General features: G+C 39.9%; 26 protein-coding genes. 21 read left to right on the top strand and 5 right to left on the bottom strand.

What is annotated here, in order from left to right:
* The first annotated feature begins 92 nt into the window (after positions 1-92).
* From IMPJCBKJ_RS15355 to IMPJCBKJ_RS15395, 9 genes are all read left to right on the top strand, one after another.
* The gene (locus IMPJCBKJ_RS15355) at positions 93-551 is read left to right on the top strand and encodes a hypothetical protein (protein ID WP_166340904.1); all 459 of its coding nucleotides are present in this window, start codon (positions 93-95) and stop codon (positions 549-551) included.
* A gap of 64 nt (positions 552-615) precedes the next feature.
* Positions 616-783: a hypothetical protein gene (locus IMPJCBKJ_RS15360; protein WP_166340905.1), complete on the top strand. Its 168-nt coding sequence runs from the start codon at positions 616-618 to the stop codon at positions 781-783.
* Positions 784-899: 116 nt separating this feature from the next.
* Positions 900-1,364, top strand: coding sequence for a hypothetical protein (locus IMPJCBKJ_RS15365; protein ID WP_166340906.1), 465 nt, complete (start codon positions 900-902; stop codon positions 1,362-1,364).
* 257 nt (positions 1,365-1,621) lie between these two features.
* Positions 1,622-2,077, top strand: a complete 456-nt coding sequence (locus IMPJCBKJ_RS15370) for a hypothetical protein (RefSeq protein ID WP_166340907.1) — start codon at positions 1,622-1,624, stop codon at positions 2,075-2,077.
* Between the two features lie 592 nt (positions 2,078-2,669).
* The gene (locus IMPJCBKJ_RS15375; RefSeq protein ID WP_166340908.1) at positions 2,670-3,113 is read left to right on the top strand and encodes a hypothetical protein; all 444 of its coding nucleotides are present in this window, start codon (positions 2,670-2,672) and stop codon (positions 3,111-3,113) included.
* 118 nt (positions 3,114-3,231) lie between these two features.
* A complete protein-coding gene (locus IMPJCBKJ_RS15380; protein WP_166340909.1) occupies positions 3,232-3,414 on the top strand; it encodes a hypothetical protein in 183 nt (60 codons plus the stop codon).
* Positions 3,415-3,991: 577 nt separating this feature from the next.
* Complete coding sequence (locus IMPJCBKJ_RS15385) at positions 3,992-4,606, top strand: hypothetical protein (protein ID WP_166340910.1); 615 nt, start codon at positions 3,992-3,994, stop codon at positions 4,604-4,606.
* Positions 4,607-4,719: 113 nt separating this feature from the next.
* Positions 4,720-5,313 carry a hypothetical protein gene (locus IMPJCBKJ_RS15390; protein WP_166340911.1) on the top strand — a complete coding sequence of 198 codons (594 nt, stop codon included), beginning with the start codon at positions 4,720-4,722 and terminating at the stop codon, positions 5,311-5,313.
* Positions 5,314-5,814: 501 nt separating this feature from the next.
* Positions 5,815-6,717 (top strand): alpha/beta fold hydrolase, encoded by a 903-nt coding sequence (locus tag IMPJCBKJ_RS15395; RefSeq protein ID WP_166340912.1) that lies wholly within the window; start codon positions 5,815-5,817, stop codon positions 6,715-6,717.
* On the opposite strand, the gene IMPJCBKJ_RS15400 is transcribed toward IMPJCBKJ_RS15395, so the two are convergent.
* The 3 genes from IMPJCBKJ_RS15400 to IMPJCBKJ_RS15410 all read right to left on the bottom strand — a co-directional run bounded on the left by IMPJCBKJ_RS15400 (position 6,650) and on the right by IMPJCBKJ_RS15410 (position 11,315).
* Complete coding sequence (locus tag IMPJCBKJ_RS15400) at positions 6,650-8,134, bottom strand: sulfotransferase (RefSeq protein WP_166340913.1); 1,485 nt, start codon at positions 8,132-8,134, stop codon at positions 6,650-6,652. The two genes, IMPJCBKJ_RS15395 and IMPJCBKJ_RS15400, sit on opposite strands and share 68 nt — an antisense overlap.
* 145 nt (positions 8,135-8,279) lie before the next feature.
* A complete protein-coding gene (locus IMPJCBKJ_RS15405; protein WP_166340914.1) occupies positions 8,280-10,865 on the bottom strand; it encodes a TonB-dependent receptor in 2,586 nt (861 codons plus the stop codon).
* 297 nt (positions 10,866-11,162) lie between these two features.
* Positions 11,163-11,315: an oxidoreductase-like domain-containing protein gene (locus IMPJCBKJ_RS15410; protein ID WP_138599851.1), complete on the bottom strand. Its 153-nt coding sequence runs from the start codon at positions 11,313-11,315 to the stop codon at positions 11,163-11,165.
* Positions 11,316-11,421: 106 nt separating this feature from the next.
* On the opposite strand from IMPJCBKJ_RS15410, the gene IMPJCBKJ_RS15415 reads away from it, so the two are divergent.
* Together IMPJCBKJ_RS15415 and IMPJCBKJ_RS15420 are read left to right on the top strand one after the other, a co-directional pair.
* Positions 11,422-11,832: a hypothetical protein gene (locus IMPJCBKJ_RS15415; RefSeq protein ID WP_054552118.1), complete on the top strand. Its 411-nt coding sequence runs from the start codon at positions 11,422-11,424 to the stop codon at positions 11,830-11,832.
* A gap of 86 nt (positions 11,833-11,918) precedes the next feature.
* On the top strand, positions 11,919-13,280 hold the full coding sequence (locus IMPJCBKJ_RS15420) for a leucyl aminopeptidase family protein (RefSeq protein ID WP_138617398.1): 1,362 nt from the start codon (positions 11,919-11,921) through the stop codon (positions 13,278-13,280).
* 1 nt (position 13,281) lies between these two features.
* On the opposite strand, the gene IMPJCBKJ_RS15425 is transcribed toward IMPJCBKJ_RS15420, so the two are convergent.
* Positions 13,282-13,668 carry a VOC family protein gene (locus IMPJCBKJ_RS15425; RefSeq protein WP_138617396.1) on the bottom strand — a complete coding sequence of 129 codons (387 nt, stop codon included), beginning with the start codon at positions 13,666-13,668 and terminating at the stop codon, positions 13,282-13,284.
* 68 nt (positions 13,669-13,736) lie between these two features.
* Complete coding sequence (locus IMPJCBKJ_RS15430; RefSeq protein WP_166340915.1) at positions 13,737-14,810, bottom strand: ketoacyl-ACP synthase III; 1,074 nt, start codon at positions 14,808-14,810, stop codon at positions 13,737-13,739.
* Positions 14,811-14,970: 160 nt separating this feature from the next.
* Between IMPJCBKJ_RS15430 and IMPJCBKJ_RS15435 the strand changes: the two genes are divergently transcribed.
* The 10 genes from IMPJCBKJ_RS15435 (at position 14,971) to IMPJCBKJ_RS15480 (ending at position 25,014) form a co-directional block, all read left to right on the top strand.
* Complete coding sequence (locus tag IMPJCBKJ_RS15435) at positions 14,971-16,272, top strand: amidohydrolase family protein (protein WP_346774166.1); 1,302 nt, start codon at positions 14,971-14,973, stop codon at positions 16,270-16,272.
* An 8-nt stretch (positions 16,273-16,280) separates the two neighbouring features.
* On the top strand, positions 16,281-16,685 hold the full coding sequence (locus IMPJCBKJ_RS15440) for a DUF4440 domain-containing protein (RefSeq protein WP_054552122.1): 405 nt from the start codon (positions 16,281-16,283) through the stop codon (positions 16,683-16,685).
* Between the two features lie 17 nt (positions 16,686-16,702).
* Positions 16,703-17,914, top strand: coding sequence for an ATP-binding protein (locus IMPJCBKJ_RS15445; RefSeq protein ID WP_166340917.1), 1,212 nt, complete (start codon positions 16,703-16,705; stop codon positions 17,912-17,914).
* The gene (locus tag IMPJCBKJ_RS15450; protein ID WP_054552124.1) at positions 17,911-18,444 is read left to right on the top strand and encodes a response regulator transcription factor; all 534 of its coding nucleotides are present in this window, start codon (positions 17,911-17,913) and stop codon (positions 18,442-18,444) included. The genes IMPJCBKJ_RS15445 and IMPJCBKJ_RS15450 overlap by 4 nt, the downstream gene beginning before the upstream one ends.
* Before the next feature lie 152 nt (positions 18,445-18,596).
* A complete protein-coding gene (locus IMPJCBKJ_RS15455) occupies positions 18,597-19,001 on the top strand; it encodes a DUF1761 domain-containing protein (protein WP_054552125.1) in 405 nt (134 codons plus the stop codon).
* 38 nt (positions 19,002-19,039) lie between these two features.
* Positions 19,040-19,291, top strand: coding sequence for a hypothetical protein (locus IMPJCBKJ_RS15460; protein ID WP_166340918.1), 252 nt, complete (start codon positions 19,040-19,042; stop codon positions 19,289-19,291).
* 147 nt (positions 19,292-19,438) lie between these two features.
* Complete coding sequence (locus IMPJCBKJ_RS15465) at positions 19,439-19,708, top strand: hypothetical protein (RefSeq protein ID WP_054552127.1); 270 nt, start codon at positions 19,439-19,441, stop codon at positions 19,706-19,708.
* A 194-nt stretch (positions 19,709-19,902) separates the two neighbouring features.
* Positions 19,903-21,885 (top strand): TonB-dependent receptor, encoded by a 1,983-nt coding sequence (locus IMPJCBKJ_RS15470; protein ID WP_166340919.1) that lies wholly within the window; start codon positions 19,903-19,905, stop codon positions 21,883-21,885.
* 22 nt (positions 21,886-21,907) lie between these two features.
* On the top strand, positions 21,908-23,647 hold the full coding sequence (locus IMPJCBKJ_RS15475) for an ATP-binding protein (protein WP_138617388.1): 1,740 nt from the start codon (positions 21,908-21,910) through the stop codon (positions 23,645-23,647).
* The gene (locus IMPJCBKJ_RS15480; protein ID WP_054552130.1) at positions 23,644-25,014 is read left to right on the top strand and encodes a sigma-54 dependent transcriptional regulator; all 1,371 of its coding nucleotides are present in this window, start codon (positions 23,644-23,646) and stop codon (positions 25,012-25,014) included. The genes IMPJCBKJ_RS15475 and IMPJCBKJ_RS15480 overlap by 4 nt, the downstream gene beginning before the upstream one ends.
* Positions 25,015-25,139 lie beyond the last annotated feature (125 nt).

The following is a 25,139-nucleotide window of genomic DNA, read 5'->3' on the forward strand; positions in this document are numbered from 1 at the left end:
CTACTCAAATTGGGTCACATTGGGTACTACCATAAAACACCTAAAGCTGATAAATTCGTAAGTGATTCAATCAAGGAAAAATAATAAAAATCATGGTTAAAAAGATACTTAAAGGAATTGGTATAACATTTTTAGTGTTAATTAGCTTATTTGTACTTTTAGCAATTTGGACTGCGAATAAATCCTCTGCTTACAAAGAAACTGCTATTCCTTACCTAAATTCAGCAATTACAGATATCTCTAAATGGGACCCTCAAATTCTCAAAAACTATATGACCCCATCATCAATTGAAAATGCCACAGATGAAGATATTTCTAAAATCATGCGTGCATTCTCAAAGTTGGGCGAATTAAAAGAACTAGGTGAATTTGAATTTATAAATGTTAGCTCTAAAGCTGTTACTGGAGGTGGTTCTGGTACTTATGTTACTTATTTAATTCCAGCTTCATACACGAATGGAGACGCACAAATAACCGTCACGTTAAAAGAAGAAGGTGAGTCATTCTCTATTTATAACTTCAATTTAAATTCGATGGCGCTTATTGATTAAGTTTTATCAAAAATAGCAAGCGCAACTGGTTGTATTTAAATAGTTTATTTTCAAAGGAATGTTTATGTCTAAAATTAAAAAAATAGTGATAGCTGTAGTAATTTTGCTAAGCCTTGGCGCAATTGCTAAACAATACAATGAGCACAATCACACAGAGATGGCAATTAAAGAGTGTGGCAATAAAGACAACATCGCTAAAGTCGACTCTAAAGGTTTTGAGTGTAAAGACTAATAGAGATTAGTAAACATATACTTCACCTGAAATTATCATACTTGGTTTAAACAGCAACCTAACCACTCAACAGTAAAATAATCATGCAGGGCTTTTAATAACATAAAGGAAAATAATTGAAAAAAGAACAAAGCAAGGAAAGTGGTATCTTATATGCTGTATTTACAACCGTTTTATTGTACTTCCTTTTTAAAATTACGTTAATTTTTTCTATGCAGTTAAATTGGCACTCAACCTGTCTAAGCTCACTTTGGGATAATGCCAACTCTGTAGTGACACCTTTTTTAGGGTTTTCCATTGTCGCTGTACTAAGTTGTATCTGGTTTTTTTATTGCGCCATAAAATACAAACAAAAAGCAGGTAAAGCAGTATATCTTTTATTAGGCGTAGGAGCTGTGTTCTATTATTTTTGGTTTAGAGGCTTTTACGGTTTTTGGCAGCTAATGAGCTACGAACAAAAAGAAATAACAGTACAAGAGTTTTATGAAAAAACAGGTGGTACAGATAGACTCACTTCGTTGTTTGGTAACCGCCTCAGGCATCATGAACTGTGTAAGTCACCACATGACAAGATTAATTAAACTCAGATGAGATGTTTTGTGTGATACCAATATCGGTTGCTGTAAAAATACACAGCATAGTTATTTCGTTCTTATATTCAAGATAATTAGCGACGAGCGCATTTTCATTTTCTGAATACCTTTAGGATTAATTAAAAATACGATTTGGCAATGCTTTTCGTTATTTGTTAATAATAGAATTATTAATACATGAGCGTGACATCGGGAGAAAGGTGCGTGTCGCGCACGATAAAATTGTTAACTATACAAGGATAGTTATGAGAATTTCTTCATTATTTTTAATCTTGTTTTCTTTTTCTACTTTTGGAGCATCAGATCAATCTCTCGCTATTGGAAGCTGGGTGTGCGATTCATTTACAATAGGCAAAGAAGCAGATGGAATCTTTGATGTTGCTCATACCGTCGAATACAGAAAGGACGGTACGTCAACAGACATTCATATATACCGACTAAGGGGCATGGAGGAAGATGTATGGCTTAAAGTAGCGCATTCAGGCCCTTGGAAAATAAACGAAAATATAATTACTGAGGAAACAACAAAAACAGTAATTCTTGATGCCTCAATACCAGAATTAAAAAATTCGCCTGAGATGTTTGATGCTGTTTCTTATGAAGGTGAAGTATTCCTATCAGATATTATCGAGTTATCAGAGTCGAAATTCATAACGAAAGACAAAGAACTTGAAGAGGCAGGTACTTGTGTAAAAATATAGCTAACAAGTTACTCAACAGGACGCAAAATGCTTGGCTTGTGCTCGTTCCTCTCAAATTTTAGCCAAGCTTAATACGTCCCATATTGCGGCGTTATACGCCATAGGAAAGCATTGTGCTAATTCAAGCGATTAATAGTCAGGAAGACTAAAACCATATTATTACTCGCAGTCTGCAAAAGTTGGTTGCTTGCTTGGGCTTTCAGCAGCGTACCCGTTATTCTTTATAATTGCCTCGAGCTTTGGTATTGAGTCAGATATACCAATACGTAGTTACGATGTTGTTACAGTATCTGTAATGTTCACAGTATGCTTCTTAATTCTTTGCTTATCACTATACGCATTTTGTGCTTTAACTGCCTTTATTTACTATGGAATTAAGTGCAAGAAAGGGTATATCGATAGGCAAGAACTTAGTAACATCGTATTTAAAGGTATCTATCCAAAGCGGTGGCAACGTGGGTTTTAATTCGGATTATGACAAACCACAAAAGACTCTCGCTGGGACGCTAAAAAATGGGTTGCGTCACTTCAATCCTAATTTTAGCCAACTATTTTAACCCGTTAATCGAACGTTTATATCTAAGGTGAAATATTGAAATACGGTGCTTGGGTATTACTTGCAATATTAATTACAGGATTAGGTATCCTGAAGCTAGAACAGGATGAAGTATCCCGGATTGACTTAATTCAAAAGAACGGCACGATTAAATCAGTAAGTTGTAACTCAGGCAGTAAAGACGGATCGCCGACGGTTGTATTGCAAAGTGATGGCATTAGTTCTTCTTATAAAGTCTTAGAAGAGTTTTCATTGAGAACCGATTGCGACGACCAAAAACAAACTTTAATTGGTCGTTCGGTCATAGTTTCTATTCTGCCAAATAATAATGATTTTGCGATGGCTTATGAGTTTATCCTTGATGGAAATAAGATCTACTCATTGGAGGATGTAATCTCTTCTGACAAAGAAACAGCTTATACGCTATTTTTAGTTGCCTTTGTGATGGTAGGCTCATTATTTTTCAATCGCCAAAAATGATACATAACAAACGAATTAATAATGATTGTCTAACGCTTGGCTGGCGCTCAATCATCGTAATTTTAGCCTGCTACTTTGCGCTGGTTAAGCGAGGCGTTATAACTTACAGGAAACCTTCATGGAAATTTCTAAATTAGTTGAAGAAGCAGGGAAACTTCAAGAAGCTAAGGCATATTGTTTTCCTGAGTTAGCAAATGATATTGCTGCTATTGAATTGAAATTTCAGTTTCAAAACAACGTAGCCTTCGAATTAGTCGTTAAGGCATCAGCAATTATGCAATTAACTTTTAATGAGTTATGACATTGCCATTAATTACGGGCATTACCGAGTGTCAGCTTCCATCCTCTATATTTAAAGCTGAATTTCCAAAATTGGCACGAATCGCTCGCTGAGTCTAACTCAAAATTTCCTAGAGTTTAATTTGAACGAACTACGGAAGTTACCCAAAACAGGTCGATTGAGAAGTTAGGTGAATTTTTCAAATCAATTAGTTAACCTGCTTAATTGCTCAGGCTAGCGATCTTTTTACACGTAATAAATAAAATTGCTTATTAAGCCAAATTTAGTTGTAATGAACAAAATAAGAGCTGAGTAATGCAAGGAAAACTTACATAGCAAGGAAAGCGTACATAACACTAGCTAAGCTGATTAAATTCGTTAGCAAAGTGAGAGCCTCCAAAAAGCCTATTTTATATAAGTAAGCCACAGCATAAACAACACCAACTCTGACGCACTGAGCAGGTAGTGGTTTAGTCCAACAAGCTTTAATGCAACACAAATTACGTGTTGAATAAATACTAAAATGTGAGATCAGAAAACTGTTTGATAAATCTTTATAAATTCAAAGAAAGTTAAAATATTAAAAGGGAAATAGCTTATGCCATTAAACGCAAAAGTAAAAACGGAAGTTATTAAAAACACCGAGAAATATGAAGGTCGTGTTCCTCACTTATATCTTGATACTAGGGGCTTAGTAACTGTAGGTATAGGACATCTAATTCCTAATAAATCGGCCATGGCATCTATTCCTTTATACAAGAAAGGAGCAAATAATGTGCTTGTATTGGCCTCCTTAGCGGAGAAAGATGCAGAATATGACACAATAAAAAAGCAACATTATGGAAGGTACTTAGCGAGTTACTATAAGCCTTACACCACATTAGTGATGAAGGATCACGATATAGTCATCCAAAAAGAGAAACATATCGCAGCCTTTTATCGAGAGTTAGTCGGCTATTACAATACCAAAAATGGTTTTTCAACACATTTTGATGCGATGCCGCTTGAGGTACAGCAAGCGCTATTGGATATGTCTTTTAATCTTGGTATCACGCGCTTAAAAAGCCAATATATCAATATGAATGCTCACATAAAGAAAGAGAAATGGGCTGATGCAGCATTGCAAAGCAATCGCATTGGCATTCAGACTCAGCGAAATCTCTACGTAAAAAACCTCTTTCTAAAAGCGCAAGCTAGCGCAAAAAAACCATAAGGATTATATTGATGAACTTTAAACATTTTACAACATCCTCAATATTAGCTTTGTGCGCGCTCTGTTTGTTAGCTTGTCAGCATGCGCCTACGGTAAATGAGCAGGTAAAGCAAATGCGCTGGATAAACCCTGATGTGTTTGATGCATCAAAACATACCCGAGGTAGCTTATACAGTTTTGAATTTGACATGACATTCAGTGCAGTGAATGGCGAAAATGTAACCGTTACAAACTGCCTAGAATTAGCTTTGTTTGGTGAGGACCGAGTTAGCCCGCCAGAATATATTTACTGGCAATCAATAAAAATCGACTGTGAAGTAGTAGAAAGATATTATCTTAGCTCCGAAAACGCTGTAAGCTATTGGCCTGAGTCATTTGACTATGAGCTAATTAAACAATTTCCGGCAACTACGCTCCCCTATGTAGGCGGCCAAACGCTCGAAGGTCGAACCGGCACACTTTCAGCCTATGATGCTAATCTTAAGTTTATAGAAAAAAAGAATGACAATCAGATTCATGTTGATGTAGACGATATGGATGTTTATTACGTTCAGTTGGCCCGCGCAGATTTTAATAGAGACGGCGTTCAAGATATTTTTGTTCGTATGGATTGGTATGTGAAAGATGCGTTTGGTAAAGGAACCGATTGGGTGGTGTTAACGAAACTATCACCGGATTCAGCCCCTATGATGCTCTGGCGAAAATAGAGTGCAGAAAATGGGGTTGTGATATAACAAACGGCTTTACGCAGACACTCTAGCATATGAACTTTTTGTGGTTTAGCTGTGCTTATTATATTTAAAACTCTCCGGCTGATTAGCTGGGGCGTTTGCCCATAGAAACTTTTATGCGAAACTCGCCTAATGCAGCTGGCGGCCAAACATATTTATGTCCAAATATGCGTTATCCTCAACGTATGCTCGCACTCAATGATGGCCTTTAGAACGCTCATAGCAAAGGCCATCTCTCTCGAATATTTTAATTACGTAACATATGAATCATCAATCATTTAGCTAGAGGCTCCTGAGAGTCGACTTCTAACTTCAATGAATAATGGCTCTGCATTGGTGTTACTATTTAATCAAAATCTCATCGTGCCTGAGATTCTCATTTTGAGTGGCAACCGCCAAGCCAAAACTTGCTTTGCTAAATAGACTGGCGTACCTTAATACTGGTACGATGAGTCTATAAAAATAAAAAGGTCGAACGTGACGATTAAACAAGAATCGGTGTTTATTAAACTTGCCGAAAGCCAAACTTTACATTTACGCCGTATCAGTAAGACTGATGCGAAAGGCCCTGCGGTGTTTTTTATGCATGGCGCCGTTGAAAATGGCAAAATCTTTTACACCCACAGCAATAAAGGCTTGGCGCCATTTTTAGCTGAGCATGGCTATGTTTGCTATGTGGCAGATTTACGTGGTCGTGGTGAGAGTAAACCTGCGATTTCAAAGTATGCAAAGTATGGTCAAACCGAGGCTATTTTAGAAGATATCCCCGCATTTCTAGATAAAATTAAACAGCTTGAAGGCGAGCCCGCTCGTTATTGGGTGGCGCACTCATGGGGTGGGGTGTTAATGAACAGTGTGTTTGCCCGTTTTCCTGAGTTGATTGATGATGTGAAAGCCTGTGGCTATTTTGGTTCTAAACGGTCTTTGTATAACCATCACCCAAGCAAGTATATTCAAGGTAATTTAATTTGGTATGGGTTGGCGCCCTTAGTTGCCCGTAAGCATGGCTTTGTGCCGGCTAAAAAGCTGAAATGGGGCAGTGATGATGAAACCCGTAAGTCACATTATCAAAGTATGCAGTGGGCTAAGCGTAAACCTTGGGTCGATACTGACGATGGCTTTGATTACGCCAACGCATTAGCTGATAAGGCACTGCCGCCCATTATGCATGTGGCGGGTGTTAAAGATAAAGCTCTATGCCAGCCGATTGATATTGAAAAATTTATGGAAGAGTCGGGCATCGGTAAGCAAAGGATGACCATTTATGGCCGTAAGCTTGGCCATAAGGTCGATTATGATCACATTAATATGCTTACTCACCCACAGGCGCGTTTTGATCAGTTTGTTGACTTGTTGAACTGGTTTGAGACTCACGCATAAGCGTGTGCATTGCGCTCTCGTAGCGTTTGTATTTTTCTAATGCTTTATCAGTTAACGGCTGTCTTACAGCCGTTTTGCTGAGTGTTGCCACCGGTTTTTTTGACTTATAAAAATCTAAAAATTGTGTGCTGTACTCAATGTCTAAGAACTTACACAGGGCTGTTAGTGTTTGTTCGCTGTCACTGATAAGTGCTTCATAGCTTAAATCAAAAACCGCTTCTGGCATCACGTTTTGCCAATGCTCCATTAACTGCTGATACAAATCAAAGTACTGTTTAAACTCTGGGAGTGAACAAAAATAAGGTTCGTTTTCAGCAAAATAGTTGCTAAACACCGACCACGCAATTGCATCATACTCGCGCTGCATATTAATAAACTTGGCGTTAGGAAAGAGTAAGTAAATCAATCCAAGTGACTGATAGTTAGCAGGTAGCTTGTTGATCATAAAAGGGCGCACAACTGGCGCTTGTTTTATTCGTTCAATATAAATATTGCGGGCATTGTTAATTAGCCCTTGGTTTAGCTCTGCTAGGCAATCTGGGTAGGGGAGTTGCGTTTGTTGTTCAAGGTATGCAACAACCTGATTACTGATACTGGCATCTTCGCCAAGGCTGGCAAAGTCATTGTGGCTTGCCAGCATTTGCTCTACCAGCGTTGAGCCACTTCTTGGCATGCCAATTATAAAAATGGGGGTAATTGTGCCTGTAAATGTTTTGTCTCTGGCATCAATTAGCTCAGCTGTATTTTGCTCTATGATGCGCTGATAAAAAGGCACTAAGTCACGGGTTTTAAACTGCGTGAGTTTTGTTTGTAGCTTATTAGCAAGGCTGAAGTAGTTAAAAGCTTGTTCTGTATCATTTAACTGATCATAGCTTTTACCAAGGGCATAATAACACACCATTTTTAAGCGCAGGTTATTGGTCAAAGTTAAAAACTGGTGTAGCTCATTTATGTAATTTTGTTCGTTGTTAAAGCGCCCAAACTGCACTAGTTCAAATAAAATGTACGCCGTCACTGGGTAATTTCCCATACCGAGTGCATGCTTTAAAATACTGTACGCTCTGTCTAACTCACCATAAGTTAAATAATGCTGGGCAAGGTAGTAATGTGGCTCAGGGTTATGGCTGGCAATTGATTTAGCATATTCGAGTACAGTTAAGGCATCTTGCGGTGAATGCACGCCATTAAAAGCATCGGCAAGGGCATGGAGTGGTTCAAGCATGTGCGGTAGTCGTTCACAGGCTCTTTGTAGAAGGTAAACCGCTGCATCATAACGTTCTAAACGCAGTGCAATGCGGCCCAATCCAAATAACGCTTCGCCATTTTCAGGATCTGAATCGAGAAGGGTTTTAAAATGAAATTCGGCCTCTTTAAGCTTGTTTTCATTCAGTAGTTGATTCGCTTTTTCTAACAGCATAGGAATGGCGGGTTATTTGTTATTTTTATTTACTATAAAACGAAAAAGGCGAAATGTCTTTCGCCTTGGTTAACTATAAATATCCAGAAAAAATCCGGGGTATCGACTTTCTAGGTTGATTGCTCAACCTAGAAAGCTGTTCTATTTAGAAAGTATAGGTAGCTTTCACGTAATAGAAGCCGCCGTTGATACCATATGGCGACGTTTCGTAGTATTTACCACCCCAGTTATTGTTAGGGATGCCAGTACTATCGAAGAAATCAAGTTTCTCTGCTTCTTGGTCGAATAAGTTTGTCGCACCAACAGAGAAGCTAAGCTCTTCAGTTAGGAAGTAAGTCACTTCTGCATCAATCGTTACTGCAGCATCAGCTGTTTTCGCTGTTGCATCGTAATCTACGTGAACACCTTGGTATTCGCCATAGTAGTTAACACGTGTAAATGCAGAGAAGCTCTCCCATTGTTGTGCCCAGCTAAGTGTTGCACGGTGGTTTGGTAAGTCATTTTCTAAACGGCTTACTTTAAATTCACCAGTAATAGGGCTCGACTTAGTTACTTCTGTGTCGTTCCAGTTGTAAGCTAAGCTGAATGTTGAGCTACCGCCTAACAAATCAGTTGAGTAGTTAGCTACTGCATCAATACCTTGCGTTGTTGTATCAAAGTCATTGGTGAAGAAGCTTACTTGCGCTAAGTTTTGTACGTTTGGTACGCCTGCTGCTTCAAGTGTGTCTTTATCTGCTTGACTTAACTCAATTTTATCTGATTGACTGATACGATCATCAACTTGGATGTTGTAGTAGTCAATAGTGAAGAATAAGTCGCCAAGTGTCCATACTGCACCAAACGTGTAGCTTTGAGACTCTTCAGGTTGTAGCTCTGTACCACCTAATTGCACTGCAATTGGGTTTGTTGGTGGTAAAAGTGCCGAGTCAACAAGTACACCGCTGCTTAGGTTAGTTTGAACGTTACTTACGTTTGCTTGACCAACTGTTGGTGCACGGAAACCAGTACTGATTGAACCACGAATGTTCAAGTCTTCAGTTACGTGGTATTGACCCGTTAACTTGTAGTTAGTTGTTGAACCAAATGAATCATAATCTTCATAACGTAGTGCTAAGCCCATTAAGAAGTCTTCTGTGAATGGTGCTTCAACATCAACGTATGCAGCATAGTTACGACGTGTATATTCGCCAGCATCAGATGGTTTGAAACCAGGGAAACCGTTCGAGCCGATACCAAAACCTTGTTCTGTTAGTGGGCCAGCTGTGAAAGACGCTTCGTCACCAGAAACAACTGTGAATGTTTCTTCGTGCCATTCTAGACCACCGGCAACGTTTACATCGTAAGCTAAACCAAAGTCAAAACCTTTTGATAAATCAGCATTAAAGTTTTTCTCTAACTGTGAGTATTTACCTGGGCTGAAATCGCGCGGGCTTTCTGGACCTAATGACGCATTGATTGTGTCATAGATGAAGTAGCGTGATTCGTTGTAACCAACTGTACCGCTTAAGTCATAGTATGCACCTTCAAGGAAACCAGATGTGATTTCACCTTTAGTACCAATTGTTAATGCAGTATCTGTGATGTTACCACCGAAGTTAGGTGTAAAACCGCCCGGAAGCATTTCGTTAAACGCAAAACAGTCTGGGTTGTTAGCAACTTCATCGATGTATCTTTGGTTATCTAAAACGTTGTCATCAATCATGATATCGGTAGGACAGTTACCGCTCATATCGCCAGTTAAATCACCAACAAGCAGTGTTTCACCGCCGTCATTTGAGTAAACACCTGGGCGAGTGTGTGGGTTACGATAGTAGAAACCACCACGTACATCACGCTCAGAGTAGTTACCAAACATGTAGAATTCAGATGAATTACTTAACTCAAGACCGATGTTACCAAAGATAGTAATATCATCATCAACTTCTGGTGCACCCCAAACTTGTGCTAACGAAGATACTTCAGGCACACCTGCGGCATCTAGTGCGGCTGCATCAGGGCGTTGTACTGAGCGGCTAGTCGCATCAGCTGTTTTATATTGGAAGCTTAAGTTAGCAAAACCACTATCGGTAAACGGTAGACCCACGTTACCAGAAATTTGCGTTGTATCTCCATCGCCTTCGTAGTATTCACCTTGACGTATTTCGAATGAGCCGCCTTCAGAGGCATCTTTTAATACAAAGTTCATTACACCCGCGATTGCATCAGAACCATACTGTGCAGCAGCACCATCACGAAGTACTTCTACTTGCTTTAAGGCAATACTTGGAATAACAGAGATATCGGCACCTTGAGCACCATCATTAATACCACCGCCTAAGAAAGCGATAACAGATGCACGGTGACGGCGTTTACCATTAACAAGTACTAAAGTACTGTCAGAAGGAAGGCCACGTAAGTTAGCTGGGCGAACAAGTGACGCAGCATCACTAATTGGGTTTTGGTGAACGTTAAAAGAAGGAACGGAGCCTTTTAAAAGCTCAAGCATATCGGTGTTACCACCTTTATCTAGCTCTTCACCACCAATGATATCAATGGGTACTGGTGAATCACCGATTGAACGTGGTGCTGAACGAGTACCCACCACGGCAATTTTCTCTACATTTTTGTTAACTTTCGTCTCTTCAGCTGCTTGCTCTGCAGCAACAACCGAACCCGACACAAACAGGCCTGCTGTTGTTGTCGCTAAAGCAAATTTAATTGCTTGTTGTAGCGCATTATTTTTGAATTTCATTCCGACTTCCCCAGTTAGAATAGTTATGATTATGTCACCAAATAAAGTATTAGAACTTGGTGTAAATCTCTTATACATCCTGTAAATAATTTTTGCAAATTGTTAATTTTATGTTGTTTTGCGGGTGTTTCTTTGTTCTTTGTCGTTCTTTTGTGGATTATCTTATTGAAAGTAAAGAGGATAATTTATTCTCGATATTGGGTTTTAGCGTAAGAAAATATATAAATTATGCAAAAATAATTAGATAGAAGGCTTTTTTGGATGGTTTTTGAACGGTTTTTGATTTGGAACGGTCTATTAAGCTTGTTGTGAATTATTGCTTAACCGCCATTGTTGCAGTTTCTCTCGGTATTCATCCCATACACATGGGCAACAGCTACCACCTCCACAACACTCATCTGAAGCTGGTTTTTTGGGTTTTGGCTCAGCTTGTTGTTTAGGTTGGTTCATTTTTAATACTGAAAAATAGTTACGAATAGAGTATTAAGGATAAAGTAAAATCTAATATAAGTAAATTATGCTTTGTGAACGTCGCATGCTGTGTGAAAATAACTATATGCGATTATATAAAGTTATTCATCGAGCCCCATTTCGAGTGGCTAAAATTACCAAAAAGCGTCAAACATTACGTTTTAAGCGCGCTATGGTAGCACTCAAAATCGCACTTGCCCAAGAAAAGCAAGAAACAAAAGAAATGCTTCATATCTATAGACGATACACCCAAGGCCAAGCTACTAAAGAAGAGTTACATACTGCTAATGAGCAGTTTTTAGATATCTTAAAAGGGCTTGGTTTAGGTGTGTTTGCAGTTTTACCCTTTGCGCCTATTACTATTCCTTTGGTTGTAAAGCTGGGGCAATGGGTTGGTGTCGATGTGCTACCTAGTTCATTCAATATTAATAAGTCAATTAAAGAGCTGGATCAACAAGTAGCAAAAGAAGAAAAAGAGAAACAAAACAAAGACTGATTAGGTTTTTTATCTGATTTTGCCTATACCTTTTGTATCAAGATATTGGTATGCTTAAATACCTTTTCTTTATATCGAGTCGTTTAATGAGTTCATTAATTCGCCATTCTTCTTCGGGAATTCCCCTGTCATTTATTGCTAAAGCTGACCTATCAACGTGGTTAACCGAGCAGCCGCAAGCCTTACAAAATTGGCTAACAAATTGTGATTTTAAAAACAAAGGCATGGCCTTAGTTGCTAATAATGAAACCGGCTCACTTGAGCATGTTTATTGTCTGGTAAATGATTTACAAGACTTTTGGTTAGCAGGTGACTTATCAACAAAATTGCCTGCAGGTTGTTACCAAATACAAGGTGATGAAAAGTTTGTAGAGCAAGTAACACTGGGCTTTGTGTTAGGTGGTTACGAGTTTAGTGAATATAAAGAAAAACCTTCGCCACGCGCTACCCTTGCCATTAAAGACGAATCGTTAGTAAAGCGTTTATCTCAGTATGCAAGTGCTATTAATTTAGTGCGTGATTTAGTGAATACGCCTGCTGCGGATATGATGCCGCAGCATTTATCACAAGTAATGGCTGATTTAGCTGATACCTTTGATGGTGAGTTTAGCGAGTGGGTGGGTGATGAATTATTAGAGCAAAACTACCCAACGATTCATATGGTTGGTCGTGCGTCTGAGAATAAACCTCGCTTACTTGATCTACGTTGGGGCGCAAAAGATGCACCGCAAATTACCTTAGTCGGTAAAGGCGTGTGTTTTGATTCTGGCGGTTTAGATTTGAAACCAAGCTCAGGTATGCGCAACATGAAAAAAGACATGGGCGGTGCGGCACATGTTATTGGCCTTGCGCAGTTAATTATGGCTGCCAACTTACCAATTCGCTTACGTGTTCTGGTACCTGCGGTTGAAAATGCGGTTTCTCGAAATGCATTTAGACCGGGTGATGTGATAAAAACTCGCAAAGGGATCACAGTAGAAATTGATAACACGGACGCTGAGGGCCGTTTAGTGTTGTGTGATGCACTTGCTGAAGCGCAAAATGATAACCCCGATCTTATCGTTGATTTTGCAACCTTAACTGGTGCTTGTCGTGTAGCCCTAGGTACAGAATTACCTGGCTTTTTCGCAAATAACCGTGAAGTGGCTAATAAACTGATGGATGCAGGCGAAAGCTGTCATGATCCTGTATGGCAACTGCCGTTATTTGATCAATACAAAGCATTATTAAAAAGTGACGTAGCAGATATTGCTAATTGTGCTTCCACTCCATTTGGTGGTGCGATCACCGCGGCACTTTACTTAAAAGAGTTCGTCGAGCCAAGTACGCCATGGGTGCACTTTGATGTGATGGCCTGGAACTTACGTGCATTACCGGGTCGTCCTGCAGGCGGTGAGGCACTGGGTATTCGTGCTGTGTTCAACTACCTACAAGATCGCTTCCAATAAGTTAAAGCTGGTAAAGCTCTAACGGTAAATCATCGGGATCGGCAAAAAACGTAAATTGCTTCCCGGTGATTTCATCCACTCTTATTTCTTCAACCGAAATTCCTTGTTGTTCTAAATAATGCTTAGATTTTGCAATATCGGCGACTTTAAACGCCAAATGGCGTAGCCCTTGTGCTTCTGGATAGCTTGGTCTCGGTGGCGCTCCAGGAAACGAAAAAAGCTCTATTTGGCTGCCATCAGGAAGTGCTAAATCTAATTTATACGAGTCACGTTCAGCGCGGTATTGTTCGTGAATGATTGGTAGCTTTAATATTTCATTATAAAAATGCTTTGATTTTTCATAGTTGCTACAGATGATTGCAGCATGATGTATGCCTAATAGATCCATAAATTAATCCTTTTATGCCCATAAAAAAACGCGGACTAAGCCGCGCTTCTCTATAAATGATAGGGGTATTACTGTGCCGCTTTACATGCTGCAACAGCCGGTGCAACCAGTTCAAGACCTGTTTTATCACACTCAGGTAGAGCTGCATCAGAAACCGCGATAGGTGTTACACGCTCGCCCCATTTAATGTAACTCGCCGCCCAAGTTAAACCAGCACCAAAGGCTGCTGACATAATGTTTGAGTTAGGTTTGATAAGGCCTTGCTCAACCGCTTCACAAATGGCAATCGCAATTGTTGCAGCAGACGTATTACCGTAATCGGCAATGTTCACCATGACTTTTTCGTCAGCTACTTTCAAACGTTGCTGAATAGCTTGGATAATACGTAAATTGGCTTGGTGAGGAACTAATACGTCAATGTCATCAAGCTCTAACTGCGCTTGGTTCAGAACGTCGTCACAAGCTTCGCTCATCCCTTTAACAGCACGTTTGAAGATTTCGCGACCTTCGAATAATAAGTTAGAAGGGCCAATTGGCTCGTACTTATTTAAATCGCTACCGAAGTTTTCGATATGCAGAATGTCGCGATCTTCACTGTCGCAACCTGTTTTAGTGGCAAGTAAACCTGATGGTGTGTCTGAGGCTTCTAATACCACGGCACCAGCACCATCACCGAATAATACAGCACTGTCGCGACGTGCCCAGTTGATGTACCACGTCATACGTTCAGCGGCAATAACGACTGCTTTTTTGATCATACCTGCACGAATTTGTGCCGTTGCTGCTTGTAATGCATATAAAAAGCCTGAACATGCAGCGTTTGTGTCCATTGCTGCAGCGCCAACCGCGCCAATGTTTTTTTGCACTAAAGAGGCCGTATTTGCCACCATAGTTGATGGTGTACAAGTCGCAAGAAGTACAAGATCAATGTCTTTACCATCAACACCAGCACAAGCAAGCGCTTGCTTTGCGGCAACGGTCGCTAAATCGGCAGTAGAAACATGGCTGACACGGCGAGATTTGATGCCTGTACGTGTTGTGATCCATTCGTCATTGGTATCAACAATATTGCTAATTTCATCATTGCTGATGCTTGCTGGTGGTATACATTTACCCCAGCCAGTAATTTGGGCATAAGACATAATGTGTTCTCTTTATGTGGTCAGACTTGTTAAATTTTCCCGAAGTTATATCAAAATTCACTTGTTAACACTAGTTCATTGCCGCGCTATGTCGTAAATAATGGCATTTACTCAGTATTTAAGTTAAACCTAGTATAAAAAAGAGGCGATTATGAAAAAAATAAATCTAAAAATAAGCACATTATCGGTACTATCTTTGTTATCTACGTTTGTGGTTAATGCACAAACCACCCTTATTCATGCAGGAAAGGTACTTGTTGGCACTGAACAGAGTGTTAAAGAGCAGCAAACGCTGGTTATTGAAGGTAATAAAATTGCTGCAATAAAAGCAGGCTACTTAACAACACAGCAGTTAGGCCTCAGTGATGCAGATGTTTTTGATTTAAAAAATCAGATGGTCTTGCCGGGTCTGATTGATATGCACGTTCATGTTACCTTTGAGCGAGATGCAAAGCGTAACCCACATCAATGGGTCACTGAATACGAAGCAGATTATGCACTACGTTCTTTAAAGTTCTTAAAACACACGGTTAATGCGGGTTTTACCTCTGTGCGCGACCTAGGTAGCAGTTATCAAGTTATCTTCCCATTAAAGCGAGCGGTTGAGCGTGGCGACATTGTTGGCCCGCGCATTTTTGCAGCAGGTGATATGATCACACCGACCGGCGGCCACGCTGACATGCATGGCTATCGTCGTGATATTACCAAAGCGACAGAGGGTGGGGGATTAGGTGTGTGTGATGGTGCTGACGATTGTACTCGTGCGGTACGCGATGTAATTAAAAGTGGTGCCGATGTGATCAAAATTACTGCAACAGGGGGTGTTTTAAGTAATACAGCGGCCGGGGTTAATCAGCAATTTACTGATGAAGAACTCAGTGCCATTGTTAACACTGCTCATCATTTAGGCCGAAAAGTCACCGCTCATGCTCATGGCACAGAAGGTATAAAAGCAGCTCTCAGAGCGGGTGTTGATTCAATCGAACATGGCTCTTTTTTAGATAAAGACACAGTTAAATTATTTAAAAAGCAAGACGCGTATTTAGTTCCAACCTTACTCGCGGGCGCGACAGTAAAAGAAGAAGTGCTAAATAACCCTAATATGCCAAAAGCTATTGCTGAGAAGGTTGAATTTGTGGCGCCAAAAATGGAAGAGTCGTTTAAATTAGCATTAAAAAATAACGTGAAAATAGCCTTCGGCACCGACTCAGGCGTATCTAAACATGGTGATAATGCCAAGGAGTTTGAGTTATTAGTTAATTATGGCATGACGCCTAAGCAAGCAATTAAATCAGCCACAGTTGAAGCTGCTAAACTATTAGGTCAAAGTGATAACCTCGGTGACTTGAGTGTTGGTAAACAAGCAGATATTATCAGCGTGAATATGAATGTACTTGATAACATTAGTGAACTTAGTCAGGTTCAGTTTGTTATGAAGGGCGGTAAAGTGCTCAAACAGTAAGGGTTACTATGGGCGGTAAAATTAAAGAGACGTTATTTAATCATTTAATTGATGCTGAGCGGCAGCTACTTGAGCCAGAAGTTCGGCAATCTGCTGAAGCGCTTGATGCATTACTTGATGATGATTTTATTGAAATAGCTGCTGATGGTACGTCTTTTAATAAGTTCCAAGTGTTAACCCGTCTGCCAACTGAGGTAGTACCGCAGTTTTATAATCAACACTTTAAAGGTCGAATGCTCAGTGATGATATTGCACAGCTGAGCTATCAAGCAGCCTTTAGACGTTCTGCGCGGTCAGAGTTTAATTACTCCATTCGTATGTCACTGTGGCGTTTTAATGGTAAACAATGGCAAATGGTGTTTCATCAAGGAACGCCTTGTGCTGTTTTTACAATTTCAATGGACGATGATTAAGTTTTAAAGAGTCCGTTATGCAAACCGATCCGGCGATTAGTCGCCTACTAATTTTAAGAAGCGCCGCAATCGCCGTACAATTTGTTGCTGTTATTGCGGTGTACTTTCTATTTGAATACCAAATCCCCTTACTGCCTTTACTTGCTGTTATTTGTGTTGAAGCAATCTTTCAGCTGCTAAGTATATTCGCTTATAGAAAAGTAACCAAAGCCAGACCAGCCGCTGTACTGATGCAGCTGACAGCCGATTTACTGTTTTTAACGATTTTGCTGTCATTAAGTGGCGGGGCTACCAATGCATTTGTGTCGTTATTACTGTTACCGATAATGATCGCTGCGGTCTCTGTTAATGCGAAAGGGCTTGCTTATACCGCAGTGCTGGCAATCGCCGCTTATAGCTTTTTACTGATAAATATGCCTGAGCACACCATGCACCAAATGCAGATGACGCATCATTTTATTGGTATGTGGATTAACTTTGTTATTAGCGCCATTGTTATTGCTTTTGTTATTGGTACATTAAACAGTACATTGAGAGCAAGAGAAGCCACCATTGCACGAACTCGTGAGCAACAATTAAGGCATGAGCAATTATTAACGCTTGATGGCGCTGCTGCACAAGTAACGCACCAACTTGCAACGCCTATCGCAAACTTACAGCTGTTATTTGAAGAACTGAAAGAACAACAAGCTGATGACCCCATTGTACAAGAAATGGCTAAGCCATTAGCCCAATGTAAAGAACAGCTTGCTCATTTTAGGTCGCTTTCAAATGCCTTAAGGACCGGTCAAACACGGCAAGTGATCAGCGCTGAAACACTACAAAGCACCATTCAAGATGCGATGACACTGCATTTTCCAGAGCAAAACTTACAGTGGCTAAATAACGCCCCTGATTGTTCGATTTTAAGTGATGCCATGCTGTTACCGGCTATTTTAAACTTGCTGCAAAACGCCGTATCGGCGAATAACCATAATCAGCAATACTGCGTAGAAGCTAAGTGGCACATAGATCAGCAAACAGTTTCATTGTCGTTACGTGATTTCGGTCAAGGTTTTAGCGAACAACAAATGGCATCATTAGGTGGCCAACTCATGCCAAGTAACAATGGTATGGGGATGGCAGTTATGCTTTCGAATGTGACTTTAGAGCGCTTAAATGGCTCATTAACACTAAGCAATCACCCACAGCAAGGTGCAATTGCGATGGTTAGTTTAAAAATTGTATGAAACTTTTAATTATTGAAGACGATGAAAATCTTGCCAGCACACTGGCAAGGCGTTTTACAAAACAAGGCTTCACATGTTCACTTGCTCATAACGCTGAGCAAGCTTTACAGCATATAACCACTTTTGAGGCGAGCCATTTTCTGGTGGATTTAAAACTCGGGGATGATAACGGCCTTGCGCTAATTAAACCCTTAAGAGAACAATTTCCTTCAGCTCGTATTGTGTTACTCACTGGGTTTGCCAGTATTGCCAGTGCAGTCGAAGCCATACGATTAGGTGCTGACGACTATTTACCAAAACCTGTCGATTTTAATTCACTTTTAAAAACAATCTTGGGAGACGCCGAGGTAAACCTATCACTTGAAGAATCAAAGCCAAACAAAATTATGTCGCCAGAGCGCCTTGAGTGGGAGCATATCCAACATGTTTTGCACAGTAACGATGGTAATATTTCCGAAACTGCGCGCCAACTGAATATGCACAGAAGAACATTACAGCGTAAATTACAGAAAAAACCAGTTAAGCAGTAAAGTGATTATTAACGTAAGTAAAATAATTAGAAGGCGTAAATCAGTACAGGATTGAATTCTAAATAGGTACAAAATTACGTGTTTTAAATTTGCTGCATCGCTGATCCTTAACTAAAGTCATGTTAAACCTAATCGTTGTATGAGTCTGGTGTATGCATTTTTATCAACTTAACTTTTTCGCAATTTTTTTTGCAGGTCTTGCTTCATTCTTATTGGGAATTGTCTGGTATTCACCTTGGTTATTTAAGCGTATTTGGATGGAGAGCTGTGGTCTAACTGAGTTAGATTTGCAACAAATTAATCCATTTAAAGTTTTTGGTAGCAGTTTAATATTATGCTGTTTGATCTCATTTAGCTTTTCATTATTTGTTGGGCCCAATGTTGCTGTTGGGGTGGCTGTTGGTACAGGTTTTATAATTGGTTTATGTTGGGTAAGCCTTGCTATAGGCATAGGCTACATATTCGAGCAGCGGCCGTTAAAACTGTTTTTGGTAAATTCAGGTTATGCTATTTTACAATTTTCATTAATTGGCTTGGTTTTGGGTCTCTGGTCATAGCGTGATAGCATGCACTTTTTGAAATAATAAATGGATTAATGGCAAAACCAAATAAAAAAGGGCCAACTAAAACGGTCGATATTTTTTGTTCACAATGTAAAACGCAGTTATTTAAATACCGTAAAGGTGGAAAAGGCGCGTTGGTTAAATGTTTTGTTGAACGGATTAGCCAAGATTTTACCAATGACACCGGTATTTGCCCTGACTGCCAACGCCCATTTGCCCGCCAGAGCATGATCCGTGGTACTCCAGCTTTAAAAATAATCGGTGGTAAGGTGACACATAAATAGAATTAAAATACGGACATTTATCCTCGTTTCTTACTCATGCTCTGATACTATTGACCGGTTTGCTGTTTCAATGAATGAAAACAACCCTCCCCATGGATTGGGCCAGTTGTATGGGTATAAACATATGAACAAAATGGACTCACGCACGTGATAGCACTTTTATTTGATATAATTGGCATGACAGGCACATTCTTAGTGGTTGGTGCTTTCTTTTTACTACAACTGAATAAAGCATCGCCAACCGGCCTTGTGTATAACATGATGAACTTAACGGGCGCAATTCTGTTACTGATCAGTCTTTGTTATAACTTTAACCTTGCTAGTTTTGTTATTGAGATTTTCTGGATAGCGGCGTCACTTATTGGATTATATAAGTACATCAAAGCAAAGCGTACTGGAAATGTTGAAACAGCTTAATTAAGCTTGGCTCATTAAAACAGACGTTTTTAGAAACCCATTTACAGTTGAAAATGGGTTTTTTTGTCGCTATTTAAGAAAACTTTATAAACTAAAATTATAAAAACATTGCAAGCTTACCAATCTTTTGTATTAATAGTGTAAATATGGTGTTGCTTTTGCAACACGGGCTATAAGTACAGGTATCGCTTACCGTGGATCTTTTCAGATGTTCAGCACTTTTTACTATTGCAGTTGCCTCAACCTCGCCAGTGGTTGCAAACGCGGCTGAAGAGCAAGACTTATTCTCTTTAAGTTTTGAAGACTTACTTAATGTTCAAGTCGATATAGCAAGTAAAACCAACGAAACTTTGTCATCAGTCCCTTCTACAATAAGTGTTTTTAGTCGTAAGCAAATTCAAGCATTAGGGGTTGATAACGCCTACGAAGTGATGAATTTTGTGCCTGGTATGCAATCAACTCGAGGTGATTGGGTAGGGGCGGTGCCTAAAGATCATGCTCGGGGCGTTTATCTAGATAGCGGTAATGTTTTGGTGATGATAAATGGTGAGCGAGTTAATGAATCATCATTTGGTAAGGCTTCTGTTTATTTGCCTTACATACCTGTGGAAGTTATTGAAAAAATAGAGTTTATTCGCGGTCCAGGCTCGGCTCTGTATGGCAGTAATGCGTTTTTAGGGGTGATGAATATTGTTACCTCTAAAGAGCGAAATACACTGCAACTTGTGCTTGGCAATAATGGTCGCTACGGGGCAACAGGGCAGTTCAATACCTCTTTAAGTGATGATACATCACTCTTTGCGAGTTTTTCGTATGATCAAAAAGACGGCGAAAGCTACCCGCAAGGAGTAAAAGATCCTCTTGAGGCGCTTTACCTAGAAGCAGGTGTTGATTACAAAAAGCTGCAATTACGTGCTCGTTACAACGAAACCTCTCTTGATGAATTTTTAAACCTCGCTGGATATTCTAAGCAAAACCAACATAACAGTGATAACACCTTTGTGGGAATTAAATACAACTGGATCAATAACGATAAGTTAAAGCTAGATTCTAGTTACTCATTCACAAAGCATAATATTTCAAGTGCAGGGTTAATCGCTACATTTGACGATATTCCAGACTTTCTCGTTGGCCCTGCGTGGCAAACAACTGACAGTAAATTCGAAACTGAGCTAAGTTATCAATTCGATAACCAATGGCAGCTTGCTGCGGGAATTGAATACTCAGAAGCTAAGCAAACTGAAGCAGGAGTTCGCACGTCTTATTATGATTTCGATTCAGAGCAAATAATTATCGACCCTGCCTTTGAACAGCAAGGGATCGTATCAGTGATGGAATTTCCTGAGTTTTCCTCACTTAAGTTTACATTCGAAACCTTGAGTGCTTATGGACAGTTAAAAATACCATACTCAGATACACTTACTTTATTTATTGGCGCACGCTATGACGATGTGAAGGACATCGACAGTAAACTTTCTCCACGTCTTGCGGGTGTCTATAAAATAAATTCAGAGCATACTGTTAAGCTGCAATATGGTGAATCGTTTAGAACACCGGTTACCAATGAGCTTTTTTCAAATGATGATGTGACAATAGGTAACCCATCGCTTCGCTCTGAGTCGATAAAAACCACGGAACTTGTTTGGCATTATAAAACCTCAGAGTTACAAGCTAATACAGTGCTTTTTTATAATGAACTTAATGACTTTATAAATATTGAGCCAACATTATCAGATGATGCATTGTTTACCTTTACAAACTCATTCAACACCCAAAACAGTGGTATCGAGCTTGATAGCACTTGGCAATCAAGTAAAGATTTTTCGATTACAGGCACTTATACGCAATACTTTGAAGATCCAATCAATGCGAGCTTTAAGCGCTTTGCAAGCATAATCAGTAGTTATAACTTATCTGATTCATGGCAGGTGAGCTTAAACTTATTGTGGCGCGATACAGTTGAAGTAAGCTCAGATACAGGTGCTCACTTTAAACAATCTGCTTACAGCTTATTGGGTGGCAGTTTAAAATGGCAGTTAAACAACAACAGTCAACTAATGCTAAAAGCAGAAAATTTGTTAGGAAAAAAATACAACGCATTTGATCCTCGCATTGACAATGGCGCAGTCGCTGGTACAACTGAGGAATTATCGTTACACTACCAATTCAATTTCTAGTAGTCCTGTTCGTAAGGTTTGAATGTCGTCATTAAGTAAAAAATTTATTGCAGCAGGTGTATTGCTAATAATGCTGTTAATATTAGTTTTTTATCTCGGTAGAAGCCATGATTACGAACAAGCTCAGCATCAAAGTCAAACACAAGCTACTCAGCTAAGCCATTATATCGCCAGTGAATTAGCACGATTTAAAACCATTCCTAGCTTAGTAAGTGCCAATGATTTGGTAAAATCATTTATTGTCGAAAAAGGTGCTGGTGGAGATGCGGTCAATGATTATCTTGAAGATATTCAACGAGCGAGTGGGGCTTCAGATGTTTACGTAATGGATTTGTCAGGCACTGTTTTAGCAAGTAGTAACTGGCAAGTTGACTATACTTTCTTAGGAAGTAATTTTGCTTTTCGGCCGTATTTTTATTTAGCCAAACAAGGCGAAAAAGTTGCTTATTTTGCTTTGGGTATGCGCTCTAGTGAGCGAGGCTTTTATTTTTCTGAGCCGTTATTTTATCAAGGCGAGGTGGTTGCGGTAGTGGCACTAAAAGTTAATGCCAAAAAATTTGAACAAGACCGCCAGCTACTTAATGCATCAGACACTTCACATTTCTACATTGCTCTTGAAGACAACGTTATTGTTATGTCTGATGTAGCTGATTGGCGTTTAAAGTCACTTAAGCCCCTTGATAATGAACAAATGGCTGCATTAGTTAAATCGCGCCGATATCTGTCACATAAACCCACTTTACTGCCCTATACCCATAAGCCTCTAAATGAACAAACCATACTGCAAAAAGTTTTATTAAACGGTAAGCAATCGCGCTTTATTAGTGCTGTTGAAAGCATTGATATCATTAACGCCAAAGCGAGTGTGTTGGTGGATGTGACGAATGTCGAGCTTGCACAAATCCCTAGGCTTCTTTGGTTTAGTGTGTTTTATGCTATTGCTGTAGTACTTATTCATACGGCAATGGTACGTTTTGCTGGTTATAAAAAGCTTTTGTTTTCTAGGCACAGTCTTGAGCAAGAGGTTATAGAGCGCACACAGGCTCTCGAAAAGGCTCAAAAAGCGCTGATCCAAACAGCTAAACTTGCGACTATTGGTCAGTTAAGTGCAGGCATTAACCATGAAATCAATCAGCCATTAAGTGCCATGAATACCTACTTAGTGAGTGCAAAAAGGTTACTTATCAAAGGAAATATTGAGCAAGCCAGCGAAAATTTAGTTTTGGTGCAGTCGTTAATAGAGCGTGTACACAAAATTGTTGCACAGCTAAAGCATTTTAGTAAACCGGCACAAACTCAACTGAGACAGCAAAGCTTAGCGAGTATGTTAAAAAATGCCTTAATGATTGCAAGCGCACAGTTAAAGCAAGATGATATCGAAGTTAAAGCCGCAGATATTGATGCAAACATAACAGTATGGGTCGACAGCGTTAAGTTTGAGCAAGTCTTGGTTAACGTGATCACTAATGCCAGCCAAGCAATGAGTGAATCTGACAAACGCGAACTGAGCTTTGAGCTTGAACTGTTTGACGACCGAGTAAAGCTATCAATTCTCGATACTGGCCCGGGTATTGATCAACATGCATTAGGTAATATCTTTGAGCCATTTTATAGCACTAAAACCAGCAATGGTTTAGGCCTGGGCTTGTCTATTTCAAGGCAAATAATCGACTCATTTAATGGCCGCCTAACGGCCCATAACCGCCCTAAGGGCGGAGCACAATTTATTATAACTTTACAAACTAACAAGGAAACATCATGAGTGAAGTTGCAGCGACCTGTGATCAGGTAATCGTTATCGATGACGAAGCGGTGATCCGTGATTCATTGAAGCAGCTCCTTGAGATTGAAGGTTATCAAGTTCAGTGTTTTAGTGAGCCTACAGCGGCACTTTCAAAATTAAGTCGTCGCTTCGAAGGTATTGTACTAAGCGACATAAACATGCCAAAAATGGATGGCTTGGCATTTTTAGAGCAAGTTAAAGCCTTTGATAGCGAGCTACCGGTTATTTTTCTTACCGGCTTTGCTGATGTATCTGTGGCCGTTAAAGCCATGCAGCTTGGTGCTTATGATCTATTTGAAAAGCCGCTAACTGAGCAGTTATTAGATTGTATTGCTCGTGCTTCAGAAAAACGTGCGTTAGTAATGGAAAACCGCGCCTTAAAAATTGCTGTTGAAAAAACGTCTGCGCCCGGTGTGCGTATTTTGGGTGAAACCGAACAAATGCAACAAATGATGCATTTACTTAATGCGGTAATCGATACGCCAGCAGATGTGCTAATAGAAGGTGAAACAGGCACGGGGAAAGAGTTAGTTGCTCGCTATTTACACGATCAAAGTAATCGTTCAGCGGCTAATTTTGTTGCTATAAACTGCGGCGCAATACCTGAGCAACTTATTGAAAGTGAGCTTTTTGGTGCAGCCAGTGGTGCATACACAGGGGCGACACAATCTCGCCAAGGTAAGTTTGAATTTGCCAAAGGCGGCACTGTCTTTTTAGATGAAATAGAGTCTACGCCTGCGAGTTTACAAGTAAAGTTGTTGAGGGTGCTTGAAGAGCGCAAAGTAACCCCTGTAGGTGACAACCACGCCATTGATTTAGATGTACGTATAGTTGCTGCTACCAAAGTTGACTTAATGACACTAGTCGAAGCAGGGGAGTTTAGAGCCGATTTATATTACCGCCTAAATTTAGTAAAAGTGAGTATTCCGGCATTACGTGACAGAAAAGCTGATATTCCACTGCTTTTTAAACACTTCAGCTCGATAGCGGCGACACGTTTTCATAAGCCGCCTGCGCCATTGAGTAGTGAAGCTAAACAACGACTCCTTGCGTATGATTGGCCGGGAAATGTGCGAGAGCTTAGAAATCAGGCTGAACGTGCGGTATTGCTAGGTTCTGATCTTGCGTTTGCTTCTTACAGCGACACAAATAATCAAAATGAACTTGCTCAAGATCTAAGTCTTGCTGAGAAGATTAGCTTTTATGAGCAGTCACTCATCGAAGAAGCGCTAGAGCGAAACAACGGCAGCATAAAAGACACCATGGTCACATTACAAATTGCCCGTAAAACCCTTTACGACAAGATGACCAAATACGGTATTAATCGCGAAATGTTCAAAGACTAAACAAACCTCTCACATTAAACTCTTCACAATGGGTGGAACAAGTGACAGCACATTTTTAAAAATGTGTGGAAACCCACCCATAAAAGCCAGCCTCTTTTACGCCAAAAAAGTTAATCGACTGTTAT

This window comes from Pseudoalteromonas sp. MB47 (assembly GCF_011319765.1).
In the GTDB taxonomy this organism is placed as follows: domain Bacteria; phylum Pseudomonadota; class Gammaproteobacteria; order Enterobacterales; family Alteromonadaceae; genus Pseudoalteromonas; species Pseudoalteromonas simplex.